The 17,043-nt window shown below is 59.8% G+C and carries 12 protein-coding genes; 2 read left to right on the top strand and 10 right to left on the bottom strand.

Annotated features, from left to right (window positions below; all coding sequences use genetic code 11):
- Positions 1-382: 382 nt before the first annotated feature.
- The 10 genes from gcvT to arcD (AC1DVF_RS20655) all read right to left on the bottom strand — a co-directional run bounded on the left by gcvT (position 383) and on the right by arcD (AC1DVF_RS20655) (position 14,217).
- Positions 383-1,507 carry a glycine cleavage system aminomethyltransferase GcvT gene (gcvT, locus tag AC1DVF_RS20700; RefSeq protein ID WP_460129950.1) on the bottom strand — a complete coding sequence of 375 codons (1,125 nt, stop codon included), beginning with the start codon at positions 1,505-1,507 and terminating at the stop codon, positions 383-385.
- Between the two features lie 185 nt (positions 1,508-1,692).
- Positions 1,693-3,069, bottom strand: a complete 1,377-nt coding sequence (locus AC1DVF_RS20695; RefSeq protein WP_477783074.1) for an L-serine ammonia-lyase — start codon at positions 3,067-3,069, stop codon at positions 1,693-1,695.
- Positions 3,070-3,272: 203 nt separating this feature from the next.
- Entirely contained in the window at positions 3,273-6,125 is a 2,853-nt protein-coding gene (gene gcvP / locus AC1DVF_RS20690) for an aminomethyl-transferring glycine dehydrogenase (RefSeq protein ID WP_477783073.1), read from the bottom strand.
- Positions 6,126-6,136: 11 nt separating this feature from the next.
- Positions 6,137-6,520: a glycine cleavage system protein GcvH gene (gcvH, locus tag AC1DVF_RS20685; protein WP_095048205.1), complete on the bottom strand. Its 384-nt coding sequence runs from the start codon at positions 6,518-6,520 to the stop codon at positions 6,137-6,139.
- A 451-nt stretch (positions 6,521-6,971) separates the two neighbouring features.
- Positions 6,972-8,480 (bottom strand): sigma-54-dependent transcriptional regulator, encoded by a 1,509-nt coding sequence (locus AC1DVF_RS20680; protein WP_477783072.1) that lies wholly within the window; start codon positions 8,478-8,480, stop codon positions 6,972-6,974.
- 443 nt (positions 8,481-8,923) lie between these two features.
- Positions 8,924-9,286, bottom strand: coding sequence for a DUF5064 family protein (locus AC1DVF_RS20675; RefSeq protein WP_116255075.1), 363 nt, complete (start codon positions 9,284-9,286; stop codon positions 8,924-8,926).
- 62 nt (positions 9,287-9,348) lie between these two features.
- Positions 9,349-10,278, bottom strand: coding sequence for a carbamate kinase (gene arcC / locus AC1DVF_RS20670; protein ID WP_093430477.1), 930 nt, complete (start codon positions 10,276-10,278; stop codon positions 9,349-9,351).
- A gap of 141 nt (positions 10,279-10,419) precedes the next feature.
- Complete coding sequence (locus tag AC1DVF_RS20665) at positions 10,420-11,430, bottom strand: ornithine carbamoyltransferase (protein ID WP_008086805.1); 1,011 nt, start codon at positions 11,428-11,430, stop codon at positions 10,420-10,422.
- Between the two features lie 69 nt (positions 11,431-11,499).
- Entirely contained in the window at positions 11,500-12,756 is a 1,257-nt protein-coding gene (arcA, locus tag AC1DVF_RS20660) for an arginine deiminase (RefSeq protein ID WP_116255073.1), read from the bottom strand.
- Positions 12,757-12,789: 33 nt separating this feature from the next.
- Positions 12,790-14,217, bottom strand: coding sequence for an arginine-ornithine antiporter (gene arcD, locus AC1DVF_RS20655; RefSeq protein ID WP_460092019.1), 1,428 nt, complete (start codon positions 14,215-14,217; stop codon positions 12,790-12,792).
- Between the two features lie 440 nt (positions 14,218-14,657).
- Here arcD (AC1DVF_RS20655) and arcD (AC1DVF_RS20650) point away from each other — a divergent pair, with 440 nt between their 5' ends.
- Together arcD (AC1DVF_RS20650) and AC1DVF_RS20645 are read left to right on the top strand one after the other, a co-directional pair.
- A complete protein-coding gene (gene arcD / locus AC1DVF_RS20650) occupies positions 14,658-16,085 on the top strand; it encodes an arginine-ornithine antiporter (RefSeq protein ID WP_093430474.1) in 1,428 nt (475 codons plus the stop codon).
- The gene (locus AC1DVF_RS20645) at positions 16,082-16,945 is read left to right on the top strand and encodes a DNA-3-methyladenine glycosylase family protein (RefSeq protein WP_477783071.1); all 864 of its coding nucleotides are present in this window, start codon (positions 16,082-16,084) and stop codon (positions 16,943-16,945) included. The genes arcD (AC1DVF_RS20650) and AC1DVF_RS20645 overlap by 4 nt, the downstream gene beginning before the upstream one ends.
- The last annotated feature ends 98 nt before the right edge of the window (positions 16,946-17,043 follow it).

Raw genomic sequence — 17,043 nt, 5'->3', positions numbered from 1 at the left:
AAATTAATGACAGTCTCTTTCTCATGAAAGAGTACTGGGGCTGGTTGCAGGAGAGTAAGAAGACGTCGAACGGGATGTAGCTAACTTGTAGGCTACTGCCCAGGTCACGATTCCAAGCTGACCCATGCAAACACAGTGGAGAAACTCTACGCCAACTACGGGAGAAAAAACAAGCCCTGCGAAGCCCCCGGTTTTACTGAGCTTGAGCAAGTTAATCCTCTCGCTAGTGCGGGCTTAGACGATTAACCTGTTCAATTGTTTTCGATCGTTATAAGCAAAGTTCATATTCGAATCAGTTGATAGAAAATGCACTTTTTTGTGGCGATTGCGTTACACATTAGTGCACGCATAACGCAATCGCGTTACTTATAGAAACAGTCAATCAACCGCGATAGTAGCGTTGTGGAACAAATGGCATTTTGCTTACAAGCATTTGCACCTTTTTCCCACGAACAATGGCCCAAACCGGTGTGTCGAGGGTGACATATGCGCTGTCGAGGTAACCCATCGCCAACGGCCCGCCCAAGGTCGGACCGAAACCACCGCTGCACACGCTGCCGATGATTTCGCCGGCTTCGTTGACGATTTCTGCGCCTTCACGCACGGGGGTGCGCTCCTGCGGTAGCAGGCCGACGCGTTTGCGTGCCACGCCATTCTGTTGTTGAGCGAAAACATTCTCCGCGCCCGGGAAACCGCCGGCCCGCGCGCCATCAGCGCGACGTGGCTTGGAGATCGCCCATAACAGGCTGGCTTCGATCGGCGTGGTCTCGATGTTCATGTCGTGGCCGTAGAGGCACAGACCGGCTTCCAGACGCAGCGAGTCGCGAGCGCCGAGGCCAATGGCCTGGACTTCCGGTTCGGCGAGCAGGGCGCGGGCAAGTTTTTCCGCATCTGCAGCTGGTACGGAGATTTCGAAACCGTCTTCACCGGTGTAACCCGAACGGCTGACAAAGCAGTCGACGCCGAGCAGATTGACACGGGCGAACTGCATAAAAGTCATTTTTTCAACGGGTGGTGCCAGCCGCGCCAGCACGGTCACCGCCGCCGGACCTTGCAATGCCAGCAGAGCGCGTTCTTCGAACAGCGCCGTAATGGTGCACTGATCCCCGATGTGTTTTTGCAGGTGGGCCAGGTCCTGATCCTTGCACGCGGCGTTGACCACCAGGAACAATTCGTCATTACCGAGGTTGGCCACCATCAGGTCGTCGAGAATGCCGCCGTTGTCGTTGGTGAACATCGCGTAACGCTGCATGCCCACCGGCAGGTCGATGATGTCTACCGGCACCAGGCTTTCCAGGGCTTTGGCGGCGTTGGCACCAGTCAGGCGGATCTGGCCCATGTGCGAGACATCGAACAGTCCGGCCTGCTCACGGGTGTGCTGGTGTTCTTTCATCACACCGAGTGGGTATTGCACCGGCATGTCGTAGCCGGCGAACGGCACCATGCGAGCGCCGAGTTCGATGTGCAGAGCGTGCAGCGGGGTTTTCGACAGTTGTTCGGTGGACATGCGTGGCTCCTTGAAAATTAGAGTTTGGCGGTAAGAGGCAAGATCAAGATCAAAAGCCCCTCACCCCAGCCCTCTCCCAGAGGGAGAGGGAGTTAGGTACGTTTATCTCCCGGAGGGGAGAGGGGGCTAATTACGTTTCTCTCCCTGGGGGAGAGGTGGTCAATTTCGTTTGGCTGGTTTCATGGTCAGCATTCGATAATGTTGACCGCCAGACCGCCGCGGGCGGTCTCTTTGTATTTGCTTTTCATGTCGGCACCGGTCTGGCGCATGGTGCGGATGACTTTGTCGAGGGAGACGAAATGCTGGCCGTCGCCTCGCATGGCCATGCGCACTGCGTTGATGGCTTTCACCGAACCCATTGCATTGCGCTCGATGCACGGCACTTGCACCAGTCCGCCAATCGGGTCGCAGGTCAGGCCGAGGTTGTGCTCCATACCGATTTCCGCAGCGTTCTCGACCTGCTGAACGCTGCCGCCGAGCACTTCGCACAACGCACCGGCCGCCATCGAACAGGCGACGCCGACTTCACCCTGACAACCGACTTCGGCGCCGGAGATCGAGGCATTTTCTTTGTAGAGAATGCCGATGGCCGCAGCGGTCAGCAGAAACCGTACGACGCCGTCGTCATTCGCGCCGGGGATAAAACGCATGTAGTAATGCAGCACCGCCGGAATGATCCCCGCCGCGCCGTTGGTGGGGGCGGTGACTACGCGGCCACCGTTGGCGTTTTCTTCGTTGACCGCCAAAGCGTAGAGGTTGACCCAGTCGAGCACCGACAACGGATCGCGCAACGCCGATTCCGGGTTCTTGCACAGTTGCCGATGCAACGCTGCCGCACGGCGTTTGACCTTCAAGCCGCCGGGCAAAATACCTTCGTTACGGCAGCCCGCAGCGACGCAGTCCTGCATCACCTGCCAGATTTTCAACAGGCCGGCGCGGGTTTCCGCCTCCGGGCGCCAGGCGCTTTCGTTGGTCAGCATCACCTGACTGATCGACAGACCGTAGGTGGCGCAATGACCGAGCAGGTACTTGGCGCTTTTGAACGGGAAGGTCAGCGGCGTGGCGTCTTCGACGATGCGGTCGGCACCTGCCGCGTCCTCGTCGACCACGAAACCACCGCCAACCGAGTAGTACTCGCGGCTGCGGATCTGAATCCCCGCCGCATCGAAGGCGCGGAAGATCATGCCGTTGGGGTGATAGGCCAACGGCTTGCGGATCATCGCCAAGTGTTCTTTCTCGTTGAACGCAATGCTGTGTTCGCCGAGCAGGTTCAGTCGTCCGTTGCCGCGAATTTCTTGCAGGCGTGCGGCGACGGTTTCGGTATCAACGGTGTCCGGGTGTTCGCCTTCGAGGCCGAGCAGCACGGCTTTGTCGCTGCCGTGTCCTTTACCGGTGGCGCCGAGGGAACCGTACAGCTCAACGCGAACGCTGGCGGTGGTGGTCAGCAGGTTTTCACGGCGCAAACCTTCGACGAAACGCGCGGCTGCGCGCATCGGGCCGACGGTGTGGGAACTGGAGGGGCCGATGCCAATCTTGAACAGGTCGAACACGCTTAACGACATGAGGGGTTCTCCGGTTTCTTGTTATAGGAATTGGCGAAACATCAGGCTTGTAGCAATTCCCTGTGGGAGCGAGCTTGCTCGCGAAGACGGAGTGTCAGTCACCACCAWTGTTTGCTGACCTACCGCATTCGCGAGCAAGCTCGCTCCCACAGGGTTTTGCGTTGTTCTGGAGAAAGGGGCAGGCAAACCCGCCCCTTATTCTTTTAAGCGTAGCTTTCGATCGACGGGCAGGCGCAGACCAGGTTGCGATCGCCGAAAACGTTGTCGACACGACCGACCGGTGGCCAGTATTTGCCTTCGATCAGCGACGCGACCGGGTACACGGCTTGCTCGCGGCTGTACGGGTGAGTCCACTCGCCAACCAGCTCTGCCGCCGTGTGCGGAGCGTTTTTCAGCGGGTTGTCGTCCTTGTCCAGCGTGCCGTTTTCCACCGCGCGGATTTCTTCGCGGATGCGGATCATGGCGTCGCAGAAGCGATCCAGTTCTTCTTTGGATTCGCTTTCGGTCGGCTCGATCATCAGCGTGCCCGCGACCGGGAACGACATGGTCGGCGCGTGGAAGCCGAAGTCGATCAGGCGCTTGGCGACGTCATCGACGCTGATGCCGCTGCTGTCTTTCAATGGACGCAGATCCAGAATGCATTCGTGCGCCACCAGACCGTTGCTGCCGGTGTACAGCACTGGGTAGTGCTCTTCGAGGCGACGGGAAATGTAGTTGGCATTGAGGATCGCCAGCTGCGAAGCGCGCTTCAGCCCGGCGCCGCCCATCATGCGAATGTACATCCAGGTGATCGGCAGAATGCTCGCGCTGCCGAACGGTGCTGCACAGACCGCGCCTTCCTTGCGTTCCATCTGGCCGTGGCCCGGCAGGAACGGGGTCAGGTGCGATTTCACGCCAATCGGGCCAACGCCCGGGCCGCCACCGCCGTGCGGAATGCAGAAGGTTTTGTGCAGGTTCAGGTGCGAGACGTCGCCGCCGAACTTGCCCGGTGCACAGAGGCCAACCATCGCGTTCATGTTGGCGCCGTCGATGTACACCTGGCCGCCGTTATCATGAATGATCCCGCAGATTTCGCGGATGCCTTCTTCGAACACGCCGTGGGTCGACGGGTAAGTAATCATCAGCGCGGCGAGGTGTTCGCGGTGCTCGATGGCTTTGGCACGCAGGTCTTCGATGTCGACGTTACCGCGCGCATCGCACGCGGTCACAACCACGCGCATGCCAGCCATGTTGGCGGTGGCCGGGTTGGTGCCGTGGGCGGACGACGGAATCAGGCAGATGTCGCGGCGCTCATCGCCACGGCTCTGGTGGTAGGCGCGGATCGCCAGCAGGCCAGCGTATTCACCTTGCGAACCGGCGTTTGGTTGCAGCGAGATCGCGTCGTAACCGGTCGCGGCACAGAGCATCGCTTCCAGCTCAAAGGTCAGTTGCTGGTAACCGGCGCTTTGCGCGGCTGGAGCGAACGGGTGCAGAGCACCGAATTCAGCCCAGGTCACCGGGATCATTTCGCTGGCAGCGTTGAGTTTCATGGTGCACGAACCCAGCGGGATCATGGTGCGATCTAGGGCCAGATCCTTGTCCGCCAGTTTGCGCAGGTAGCGCATCAGCTCGGTTTCCGAGTGATAACGGTTGAACACCGGGTGGCTGAGGATCGGCGACTGACGTACCAGCGATGCTGGGATGGTGCTCTGCACCGAGGCGGCGAGAGCAGCGAAATCCGGCAGAGTCTTGCCGTCGGCGAACAGGCCCCACAGGGTTTCGATGTCAGCTTGGGTGGTGGTTTCGTCCACCGACAGGCCAAGACGCTGAGCGTCGATCACGCGCAGGTTGATCTGCTGAGCGTGGGCCTTGTCGTGCAGCGCGTCGGTGTTTGCGCCGGTGGCGACGGTCAGGGTGTCGAAGAAACTGGCTTGTTCGACGTTCGCGCCCAGTGCGGTCAGACCCTTGGCCAGAATCGCGGTCAGGTGATGCACGCGGTTGGCGATCTGCGTCAGGCCTTTCGGGCCGTGGTAGACGGCGTACATGCTGGCGATGTTGGCCAGCAGCACTTGTGCGGTGCAGATGTTCGACGTGGCCTTCTCGCGGCGGATGTGTTGCTCGCGGGTCTGCATCGCCAGGCGCAGCGCCGGCTTGCCGAAGCGGTCAACCGAGACACCGACCAGACGGCCCGGCATGTCGCGCTTGAACGCATCTTTGGTGGAGAAGTAAGCGGCGTGCGGGCCACCAAAGCCCAGCGGCACGCCGAAGCGTTGTGCCGAACCGATGGCGACGTCCGCGCCGAACTCGCCCGGGGCGGTCAGCAGCGTCAGGGCCAGCAGGTCGGCAGCCACGGCGACCAGAGCGTTGGCGGCGTGGAAGCGCTCGGTCAGTTCGCGGTAGTCGAACACATCACCGTTGCTGGCCGGGTATTGCAGCAGCGCGCCGAAGAACGGCGTCACGTCAGTCAGTTCACGCTCATCGCCAACAACCACTTCGATGCCCAGCGGCTCGGCACGAGTGCGCAGCACGTCAAGGGTTTGCGGGTGGCTGTGGATCGAGGCGAAGAACTGGTGGCTGCCCTTGTTCTTGCTCAGGCGTTTGCAGAAGGTCATGGCTTCGGCAGCGGCGGTGGCTTCGTCGAGCAGCGAGGCGTTGGCAATCGGCAGACCGGTGAGGTCGCTGATCATGGTCTGGAAGTTCAGCAGCGCTTCGAGACGACCTTGGGAAATTTCTGGCTGGTACGGCGTGTACGCGGTGTACCAGGCCGGGTTTTCCAGGAGGTTGCGCAGGATCGGCGACGGCGTGTGGCAGTTGTAGTAGCCCTGGCCGATGTAGGTCTTGAACAACTGATTCTTGCCGGCGATCGATTTGATCATCGCCAGGGCATCGGCTTCGCTGAGGCCGTCGTCCATGCCGAGCACGCTGGTGCCCTTGATGCTTTCCGGAATGACGCTGGCGCTCAGGGCTTCAAGCGAGTCGAAGCCGAGGCTGTTGAGCATGGCTTGCTCGTCACCGGCGCGCGGGCCGATGTGACGGGCGATGAATTCGTTGGCGGTGCCAAGGTTTACTTGAGTCATGTCGGTGTTCCTCAGGCTTCGGCTTGGGCTTTGATCAGACGGTCGTACGCGTCCTGATCGAGCAATTTGGCCACGGCCGATGCGTCGGCAGGCTGGAAGCGGAAGAACCAGCCTTCGCCCAGCGGATCTTCGTTGACCAGTTCCGGGGCGTCTTCCAGCGCCGGGTTGACTGCCAGTACGTCGCCGTCGAGGGGCATGTACACGCCGCTGGCGGCTTTCACCGATTCCACGGTGGCGGCTTCAGCGCCTTTTTCGTAAGCCTGCAGCTCAGGCAGTTGCACGAACACCACGTCGCCCAGGGCGTTCTGCGCGAAAGCGGTGATGCCGACAGTAACGCTGCCGTCAGCTTCGGTGCGCAGCCATTCGTGATCTTCAGTAAAACGCAACTCGCTCATGGAAACTCCTCAGGGGGCCAGACTCGTCTGGTGGACGCGGTGGAATAGTCGGGCGCGAAGGCCCTTATTTTTGAAGGGTTGATTAGCAAGAATGTGGCCAATGTTGATTTATCGTTATAAATCAATGAATTAGATATTGGAGAGGTCGAAGGTTCAGAGATGCCTGTAGCGAAATCGCTACAGCATGGTGCGAGGATAAAAGCTGAACGGGATCAAAGCCTTGCACAGCGGTGATCGGAGGAGGGTGTAGCGATATCGTTCCGCTGTAGCGCTTTCAGTACAGCTGGAGGTCGTTTTTGACGCGATTTCGAATTCACCCTCTAACCCTGTGGGAGCGAGCCTGCTCGCGAAGAGGGTGTGTCAGTCACTAATGATTCTGCTGATAGATCGCTTTCGCGAGCAGGCTCGCTCCCACAGGGGGGTATTTGCCGCAGGTGAATTCGTGGTGTGTTCAGGGTTTGTTGGAAATGCCGTATTTGCGCAGGCGATGGGCAATGGCCGTGTGCGAAGTTTGCAGGCGGCTGGCCAGTTGGCGGGTCGAGGGGTAGCTGACGTAGAGTTTTTCCAGCAGCGACCGCTCAAAAGCTTCGACCGCTTGTTCGAGGCTGTCGACATCGCTGTCAGCCTGACGCGCCACCGAGGTGCCAGCAATATCGAGATCGCCAATATCCACCAGGCTACTCTCGCAAATCGCCGCCGCGCGGAAGATCACGTTCTGCAATTGCCGTACATTGCCCGGCCAGCGATTGCCGAGCAGCGCCGGGTAGGTCCCCGGAGCGAGGCGGCACACCGGGCGCTGGATCTGCGCGCAGGCTTGCTGCATGAAATACCGCGCCAGCAGCAGGATGTCCTGCCCGCGTTCGCGCAGCGGCGGCACTTCAACGTTGAGCACGTTGAGACGATAGAACAGGTCTTCGCGGAACAAGCCTTCGCTGACCATTTTTTCCAGATCGCGGTGGGTCGCGCTGAGGATGCGCACGTTGACCTTCACTTCACGATCACCGCCCACGCGGCGGAAGCTGCCGTCGTTCAAGAAACGCAGCAGCTTGGCCTGCAAGTACGGCGACATCTCGCCGATCTCATCGAGGAATACCGTGCCTTGGTTGGCCAGTTCCATCAGTCCGGGTTTACCGCCGCGCGCCGCGCCGGTGAAGGCGCCGGGGGCGTAGCCGAACAGCTCGCTTTCGGCGAGGTTCTCCGGTAGGGCTGCGCAGTTGAGGGCCAGGAACGGTGCACTGTGTCGCGCGCTGATGGCGTGGCAGGCGCGGGCGACCAGTTCTTTACCGGTGCCGGTTTCGCCTTGAATCAGCAGCGGCGCGTCGAGGGCTGCGACTCTTTGCGCGCGGGCCTTGAGGGTGCGGATTGCCGGGGATTCGCCGAGCAGCGCATCGAAACCTTCGGCGTGGTCGTGGTGCAGCGCCGAGAGTTGTTCGCCGATGCGGTTCGGTTGATACAAGGTCAGCAGAGCGCCGGCGTCAGTGATCGGCGTGGCGTCGAGCAGCAAGGTCTGGCCGTTGACGGTGATTTCGCGCAGTGGCAAACGGAAGCCGTGTTCGAGCAAGGTGTCGAGCAGGCCGGGATCGTTGAACAGTTCAGAGACGCTTTCACCCGCCGGTTCGCGGCCGTACAACGCGATCAACGCCGGGTTGGCCAGCAGCACCTTGCCGGCACTGTCGAGCGCCAAAACGGGATCGGTCATCGCCGCGAGCAGGGCATCGAGTTGCAGGTGTCGACGCTGGCCGGGGAGGATGTCGACCACGGTCACCGCTTCCACGCCGAGCACGCGAAACAACGCATCTTTCAGCTCTTCGAGCACTTGCGGGCTCAGGGTCGGCGCGTCGATATAGACGTTCGGCGGAATCATTTCCACCGCATCCAGATTGAGGTTGCGCCCACCGAGGATAGCCAGGACTTCCTGGGTGATGYCGACGCGGTCGATGAAGCTGACGTGGATACGCATGGGGCGGTTCAGTGATCTGCAGAGCGGAGGGTGGCAAGTATGCCTTGGGCTTGGAGAGAGGTGAAAGCAAAAGCACCCTCATCGGAAACGCCGCCCGCCCAGCCCTCTCCCGGAGGGAGAGGGAGCCGACCGAAGTGTCTGAGGTTTGACATCGACCTGAAAGAACCAGTCGATTATGGATTCGGTAAAGCGAGTTCAGGTCGGCGTAACTCCGAAGCATCTCCCAATCAGTCCCCTCACCCCAGCCTTCTCCCGGAGGGAGAGGGGGCCGACCGAGGTGTCTGAGGTTTGACATCGACCTGAAAGAACCAGTTGCAGTGGTCTAATTTCCCCGGACGATTATGGATTCGGTAAAGCAAGGTCAGGTCGGTGTAACTCTAGAGCATCCCCCAATCAGTTCCCTCTCCCTCCGGGAGAGGGCTAGGGTGAGGGGCTTTTGCGGGTTACTCGAAATGCTCAAGATTGACCGGATCCCCGGATTGCATATTCAACTTCTGCCGAATGTCTTCAAACATCAGATCGTAATGCTTGTGCACCGAACCGATCTGGCTGTGAGCCTTGGGAATCCCGTACTTCTCGGCGATCCGGGTCACGTCACGGGCGAAGTTGTAAGCCTCTTCCTTGGGCAGGAAAAACGTTTCCTTCATGTCCTTGCCCTGCATGCTGCCATGCAGGGTGAACTGTATCCCTTTGCCTTTTTTCGGATCGCTGAACACTTCATAGTCGAGGTGCACGTTGTAACTGACGTCATCCGGCGTCAACGCATGCCGCTCGATGTGCAGGCGACCGGGTTCGAATTGGGCCATGGTTTTCTCCTTTCAAGGCATGGGAGAAGGGCAGACCCTCGGTCTGCCCCCGGAGTTTCTAATTATCGGTAAGTGATGCCCGGCTTCGCCGTGGTCACGCGAGTACCGGCAGTGCCCTGGACAATCGCTTCGATGTCCGCCAGCGAACCGATCACCGCAACCTTGCCAGTATGGCGCGCAAATTCGCAGGCTGCCTGCACCTTCGGCCCCATCGAGCCGGCGGCGAAGCCGAGGCGTTCCAGCTCATCCGGGTGCGCTTCGGCGATGGCTTTTTGCGTTGGTTTGCCGTAATCGATGAACGCCGCGTTGACGTCCGTGGCGATCACCAGCAAGTCGGCGTCCAGTTGCTCGGCGAGCAGCGACGAGCACAGGTCCTTGTCGATCACCGCCTCGATGCCCTTGAGATTACGGTTCTCGTCGTACATGGTCGGAATCCCGCCGCCACCGGCGCAGATGACGATGCTGCCCTTGTCCAGCAGCCACTTGATCGGGCGGATTTCGAAGATGCGTTTTGGCCGTGGACTGGCGACCACGCGACGGAATTTGTCGCCGTCCGGGGCAATCGCCCAGCCTTTTTCGGCGGCGAGTTTTTCCGCTTCAGCCTTGTCGTAGACCGGGCCGATGGGTTTGGTCGGGTTCTGGAAGGCCGGATCCTTGGCGTCGACTTCCACCTGGGTCAACAAGGTGGCGAACGGCACTTCGAAGTCGAGCAGGTTGCCCAGTTCCTGTTCGATGATGTAGCCGATCATGCCTTCGGTTTCGGCACCGAGCACGTCCAGCGGGTAAGGGGTGACGGAGGTGTAGGCCGCCGCTTGCAGCGACAACAGGCCGACTTGCGGGCCATTGCCGTGGGCGATGACCAGTTGGTTGCCGGGATGGATCTTGGCGATTTGCTCGGTGGCGATGCGGATGTTGGCGCGCTGATTGTCAGCGGTCATCGGTTCACCACGGCGGAGCAGGGCGTTACCGCCCAGCGCTACGACGATACGCATAATGCATGTCCTTTTCGTGTTGATCGTTCCCACGCTCTGCGTGGGAATGCCGCCACGGACGCTCCGCGTCCGCTGTGACGCAGAGCGTCACGGGATGCATTCCCACGCAGGAGCGTGGGAACGATCATGGATCAGCAGTGGTTACAGATCAGCCAGGGTCGAGACCAGAATCGCCTTGATCGTGTGCATGCGGTTTTCCGCTTGCTCGAAGGCGATGCAGGCTGGCGACTCGAACACGTCGTCGGTCACTTCGATGCCGTTTTTCAGGTGCGGATACTGCTCGGCGATCTGTTTGCCGACCTTGGTATCACTGTTGTGGAACGCCGGCAGGCAGTGCATGAACTTGGTGCGCGGGTTGCCGCTGGCTTTCATCAGTTCGGCGTTGACCTGATACGGCAGCAGTTGCTGGATACGCTCGGCCCAGGCTTCCACCGGCTCGCCCATCGATACCCAAACGTCGGTGTGGATGAAGTCGACGCCTTTGACCGCCGCTTTCGGGTCTTCAGTCAGGGTGATACGTGCGCCACTTTCTTCGGCATATTTGTGGCAACGCTCAACCAGATCATCCAGTGGCCACAGGGCTTTCGGTGCACAGATGCGCACGTCCATGCCGAGTTTGGCGCCGACCAGCAGCAGTGAGTTGCCCATGTTGTTGCGCGCATCGCCGAGGTAGGCGTAGCTGATTTCGTGGATCGGCTTGTCGGCGTGTTCACGCATGGTCAGCACGTCGGCGATCATTTGCGTCGGGTGGTACTCGTCAGTCAGGCCGTTGAACACCGGCACACCGGCGAACTTGGCCAGCTCTTCGACAATTTCCTGTTTGAAGCCACGGTATTCGATGGCGTCGTACATGCGCCCCAGCACGCGGGCGGTGTCTTTCATGCTTTCTTTGTGGCCGATCTGCGACGAGTTCGGGTCGATGTAGGTTACGTTAGCGCCTTGGTCATAGGCCGCCACTTCGAACGCGCAACGGGTACGGGTCGAGGTTTTTTCGAAGATCAGGGCGATGTTGTTGCCCTTCAGGTGTTGTTGCTCGGTGCCGGTGTATTTCGCGCGTTTGAGGTCGCGGGACAGGTCGAGCAGGTAACGCAGCTCACGTGGGGTGTGGTGTTCGAGGCTGAGCAGGTTACGGTTGTGGATGTTGAACGCCATGATGATTCTCCTTGGATTCGGTAATCGGCCCGGCGGCTACGGGGTGTGTGCGGCCGGGGAGATGGTCGTTTAGTAATCGATCGGGTCGCGGATGATCGGGCAGGTCATGCAGTGGCCACCGCCACGGCCTCGGCCCAGTTCACCGGCGCTGATGGTGATGACTTCCACGCCGGCCTTGCGCAGCAGGGTGTTGGTGTAGGTGTTGCGGTCGTAGCCGATGACCACGCCCGGTTCCACGGCCACCACGTTGTTGCCGTCGTCCCATTGCTCGCGTTCGGCGGCGAAGCTGTTGCCGCCGGTTTCCACCACGCGCAGCTTCGGCAGGTTGAGGGCTTTGGCCACGGTGTCGAGGAAGGTGCCTTCTTCGCGGCGGATGTCGATGCCGCCCTGTTTGCTTTCGTCAGGGCGCAGGGTGAAGGCGACGATCTGGTTCACCACTTCCGGGAAAATTGTCACCAGGTCGCGGTCGCAGAAGCTGAACACGGTGTCCAGGTGCATCGCCGCGCGGGACTTCGGCAGGCCGGCGACGATGACTTTTTCCACGGCTTTGTTCTTGAACAGGTTCAGCGCCAGTTGGCCGATGGCCTGGCGGGATGAGCGTTCGCCCATACCGATCAACACCACGCCGTTACCGATCGGCATCACGTCGCCGCCCTCAAGGGTAGAGCTGCCGTGATCCTTGTCCGGGTCGCCGTACCAGATCTCGAAATCGGCATTGGTGAACTGCGGGTGGAATTTGTAGATGGCGGTGGTCAGCAGGGTTTCCTGACGGCGCGCTGGCCAGTACATCGGGTTCAGCGTCACGCCGCCGTAGATCCAGCAGGTGGTGTCGCGGGTGAACTGAGTGTTCGGCAGCGGCGGCAGAATGAAGCTCGAATGGCCGAGAAAGTCGCGGTACATTTCGATGATCTTGCCGCCGAAGCTGTCCGGCAGATCATCGGCCGACACGCCACCGATGAGGAATTCGGCGATGTGCCGTGGCTCCAGGCTTTTCAGCCAGGATTTGACTTCGTTGATCAGGCCCAGGCCCACCGAATCGGCAGTGACCTTGCGCTCGAGAATCCAGTCCAGCGCCTCCGGGATGGCGACGATGTCGGTCAGCAGGTTGTGCATTTCCAGCACGTCGATGCCGCGCTCGCGCATCTTGGTGACGAAGTCGAAGTGGTCGCGCTTGGCCTGGGCCACCCACAGCACGTCGTCGAACAGCAGTTCATCGCAGTTGTTCGGGGTCAGCCGCTGATGGGCCAGACCTGGGGAGCACACCATGACTTTGCGCAGTTTGCCGGCTTCGGAATGGACGCCGTACTTAACTTTTTCCGTGGTCATTTCAGATCCTCCAGATAACAAAATAATCAGGGGTTACAGAGTCAGGAAGCCGTCGTAGAGACCGTAGGCCGCCACCAGGGCGCCCGCGACCACTGCGGCGAAAATCAGCTTCTCGACGTTAGTGAAAACCGGTTGTTTGAGTTCCAGCTTGGCCTTGGCGAACAGGATCGCGCCGGGGGCATAGAGCAGGGCTGAGAGCAGCAGGTACTTGATCCCGCCGGCGTACAGCAGCCAGACCGCATAGATCAGCGCGATGCCGCCGATGATCAGATCCTTGCGCCGCTCGGCCGCGAAGCCTTCGTAGCTTTCGCCGCGCACCGCCAGCAGCAGGGCATAGGCCGCCGACCACAGGTACGGCACCAGAATCATCGAAGTGGCGAGGTAGATCAGCGACAGGTAAGTACTGGCCGAGAACAGCGTGATGATCAGGAAAATCTGCACCATCGCGTTGGTCAGCCACAGCGCGTTGACCGGTACGTGGTTGGCGTTTTCCTTGCGCAGGAACTCCGGCATGGTGTGGTCTTTGGCAGCGGCGAACATGATCTCCGCACACAGCAGCACCCACGACAGCAGCGCCCCCAGCAGCGAGATGATCAGACCGACGCTGATCAGCACCGCGCCCCAGTGACCGACCACATGCTCGAGTACGGCGGCCATCGACGGGTTCTGCAGTTTCGCCAGTTCCGGTTGGGTCATGATGCCCAGCGACAGCACGTTCACCAGCACCAGAAACAGCAGCACGGTAATGAAGCCGATCACGGTGGCCTTACCCACGTCGGAGCGTTTTTCGGCGCGGGCGGAGAAGATGCTCGCGCCCTCGATGCCGATGAACACCCACACGGTGACCAGCATCATGTTGCGCACCTGGTTCATCACACTGCCCAGATCCGGATTTTTGATGCCCCAGATGTCGGCGGTGAAGATGTCCAGTTTGAAGGCGAACACCGCAATCAACACGAACAGCAGCAGCGGTACGACCTTGGCGACCGTGGTCACGAGGTTGATGAACGCCGCTTCCTTGATCCCGCGCAGCACCAGAAAGTGCACGGCCCACAGCAGCACCGAGGCGCCAATCACCGCAGCAACGGTGTTGCCCTCACCGAAAACCGGAAAGAAATAGCCGAGAGTGCTGAACAGCAGAACGAAGTAACCGACGTTACCCAGCCATGCGCTGATCCAGTAACCCCAAGCGGACGAGAAACCCATGTAATCGCCAAATCCGGCCTTGGCGTAGGCGTAGACACCGCCGTCCAGGTCAGGTTTGCGATTGGCGAGGGTTTGAAAGACAAAAGCGAGGGTGAGCATGCCGACAGCGGTGATGGCCCAACCGATAAGTACCGCACCGACGTCGGCGCTGGCGGCCATGTTTTGAGGCAAGGAGAATATCCCGCCACCGATCATTGAACCGACTACCAATGCAACCAGTGCACCTAGTCGTAGTTTTCCGGGAGCTTCAGACATTTGCATGACTCCATTGCAGGAGAGAAGAGATCACAGCGTAGTTCTGTTGTCTGTTCAAACAGCTGACGTAGATCAGTGCATGGTCACATTCCATTGTTAATGAATGACTTAGGCTTCGGCTGAAGGCATAAAGCTCCTGCCCGCAAGGCCCGTCCTAGAGGCGTTGTGGCTACATCTTTGGGAATGGCTATTATTACTTTCGAATTATCACGCTAGTTCTTTTTCAGCTTTTGGCAAATTTTCTGTCTCTGTTTTCAGTACAGAATTGAATTATCGGGATCAGCGCACAAAACCGACTTAGCGTGCTAGGGCGTTAGCGTCATCGGCTATATATAAATGGGCGTTAATTGGCGTTACTTGATAAACGTCATCTACCTTTATCCGTTTAGTTAATCGTCTTTAAAACCAAATTCTCACCACACATTCAAAGGGAAACTGAAATGTCGCAACCGACGCAAAAGCTGCGATTAGGCGCGTTGATCGCCCTGGTGGTGGGTTCGATGATTGGCGGGGGGATTTTCTCGCTGCCGCAGAACATGGCGGCGCGCGCCGATGCCGGGGCGATTCTGATCGGTTGGGGGATCACGGCCATCGGCATGTTGACCCTGGCGTTCGTCTTTCAGACCCTGGCCAATCGCAAGCCGGAACTGGATTCCGGCGTATACGCCTACGCCAAGGCCGGCTTTGGCGACTACATGGGTTTCTCATCAGCCTGGGGTTACTGGATCAGTGCGTGGCTGGGCAACGTCGGTTATTTCGTGCTGCTGTTCAGCACCCTCGGCTATTTCTTTCCGGTGTTTGGCCAAGGCAATACGCCGATCGCTATTGGCTGCGCGTCGGTGCTGCTGTGGGCCGTGCATTTTTTGGTGATGCGCGGGATCAAGGAGGCGGCGCTGATCAATCAACTGACCACGGTGGCCAAAGTCGTACCGCTAATCATGTTCATCGTTATCGCGGCGGTGGCGTTCAAGGCTGACATTTTTACCCGCGACATCTGGGGCACCAGCAACCCGAATTTCGGCGGGGTAATGGATCAGGTGCGCAACATGATGCTGGTCACCGTGTTCGTGTTCATCGGCATCGAAGGTGCCAGTGTGTACTCGGCGCGGGCGGAGAAACGCAGCGACGTCGGCCGCGCCACGGTGATCGGTTTTATCGGCGTGCTGGCGCTGCTGGTGCTGGTCAACGTGCTGTCGCTGGGGATCATGAGCCAGCCGGAATTGGCCAATCTGCAGAACCCGTCGCTGGCGGCGGTGCTCGAGCACATCGTCGGGCCGTGGGGTGCGTTGCTGATCAGCATTGGCCTGGCGATTTCACTGCTCGGTGCGTTGTTGTCGTGGGCGCTGCTGTGTGCGGAGATTCTCTTCGCCACGGCGAAGGACAAGACCATGCCGGCGTTTCTGAAAAAGGAAAACAAGAATCACGTCCCGGTCAATGCGTTGTGGCTGACCAACGTGATGATCCAGATCTTCCTGTTGATCACGCTGTTTTCGGCGGGCACTTACACCAGTCTGATTTATCTGGCGTCGTCGATGATTCTGGTGCCGTACTTGTGGTCGGCGGCGTACGCGGTTCTGCTCAGCGGGCGCGGCGAAACTTACGAACATGCCTCGGCCGAGCGCACCAAGGATCTGCTGATCGGTGGCATTGCCCTCGGTTACGCGGTGTGGTTGTTGTATGCCGGTGGGGTGAAGTATTTACTGCTGTCGGCGCTGTTGTATGCGCCAGGGGTGATTTTGTTTGCCAAGGCTAAGCGTGAGGCGGGCGAGCCATTGTTCACTCATGTCGAGAAAGGCATTTTCACCTGCGTGATCATCGGCGCGGGGCTGGCGGCGTATGGGTTGTACAGCGGTGTGTTGTCGTTGTGAGGTTGGCGCTTGCGAATGCGCTGCCGTATGACTGGGAGGCGATGTTGGGGTTTCTCGCGGCACGGGCGGTGGTCGGGATGGAGGTCGTGGTCGATGGTGTGTATTCACGCAGCATCGGTTTGAACGGGCTTCATGGCACGGTTTCAATTTGGCCTGAGGCAGGGAATGCCTTGGCCGTTGAGCTGGATTTTCCTGATCCGTTGGTGGTGCCAGAGATCGTTGTCAGGTTGCGGCGGATGTTTGATCTGGATGCGGATCTGGCGGTGATGCATGCGCATCTGGCGAATGATCCGTTGCTGGCGCGGTTGATTGCCGAGCGGCCGGGATTACGGATTCCCGGGGCGTGGGATGGCTTGGAGTTGGCGTTTCGCGCGGTGCTCGGGCAGCAGATTACCGTGGTTGCGGCGATTCGCCTGGCGGGGAAACTGGTGGCGCAATATGGCGCGCCGCTGGATTCGGGCGTGCCGGGGCTGACTCACGTGTTTCCCGAGGTGGGCGTGTTGGCGGCGGCAGATCTGGCAACGCTGGGCATGCCGAAAAGTCGCGGGCGGACGCTGTCAGGTGTGGCGCAGGCGTTGCTCGATGAGCCTTCATTGTTTGAACCTAATCGCGAGGGTGGCGTGGCGCGGTTGTTGGCGTTGCACGGGATTGGCGAGTGGACGGCGCAGTACATTGCGTTGCGGCAGTTGCGGGATATGGATGGGTTTCCGACCGGCGATGTCGGGTTGTTGCGGGCACTGGAAGTGCTGGAAGGCGAGCGGCCGACAGCGCGGGAATTGTCGTTACGTGCTGAGGCGTGGCGGCCGTATCGGGGGTACGCGGCGCAACTGTTGTGGACATCTTTGAGCCGGGCAGATTGATCATCATCGCTCGGCTTGAAATTGCAGCCCTCACCCCAGCCCTCTCCCGGAGGGAGAGGGGGCCGACCGAGGTGTGTTGCGCTATACATCGACCTGCA

This window comes from Pseudomonas sp. P4_D7 (genome assembly GCF_056401755.1).
This window is presented reverse-complemented; position numbering and strand designations above follow the sequence as displayed.

What these genes read in the sequence shown, in the direction of transcription:
- gcvT (WP_460129950.1), bottom strand. Translation starts at nt 1,507, where the DNA reads ATGTCCACCGAACAACTGTCGAAAACCCCGCTGCACGCTCTGCACATC.
- AC1DVF_RS20695 (WP_477783074.1), bottom strand. Translation starts at nt 3,069, where the DNA reads ATGTCGTTAAGCGTGTTCGACCTGTTCAAGATTGGCATCGGCCCCTCC.
- gcvP (WP_477783073.1), bottom strand. Translation starts at nt 6,125, where the DNA reads ATGACTCAAGTAAACCTTGGCACCGCCAACGAATTCATCGCCCGTCAC.
- gcvH (WP_095048205.1), bottom strand. Translation starts at nt 6,520, where the DNA reads ATGAGCGAGTTGCGTTTTACTGAAGATCACGAATGGCTGCGCACCGAA.
- AC1DVF_RS20675 (WP_116255075.1), bottom strand. Translation starts at nt 9,286, where the DNA reads ATGGCCCAATTCGAACCCGGTCGCCTGCACATCGAGCGGCATGCGTTG.
- arcC (WP_093430477.1), bottom strand. Translation starts at nt 10,278, where the DNA reads ATGCGTATCGTCGTAGCGCTGGGCGGTAACGCCCTGCTCCGCCGTGGT.
- AC1DVF_RS20665 (WP_008086805.1), bottom strand. Translation starts at nt 11,430, where the DNA reads ATGGCGTTCAACATCCACAACCGTAACCTGCTCAGCCTCGAACACCAC.
- arcA (WP_116255073.1), bottom strand. Translation starts at nt 12,756, where the DNA reads ATGACCACGGAAAAAGTTAAGTACGGCGTCCATTCCGAAGCCGGCAAA.
- arcD (WP_460092019.1), bottom strand. Translation starts at nt 14,217, where the DNA reads ATGTCTGAAGCTCCCGGAAAACTACGACTAGGTGCACTGGTTGCATTG.
- arcD (WP_093430474.1), top strand. Translation starts at nt 14,658, where the DNA reads ATGTCGCAACCGACGCAAAAGCTGCGATTAGGCGCGTTGATCGCCCTG.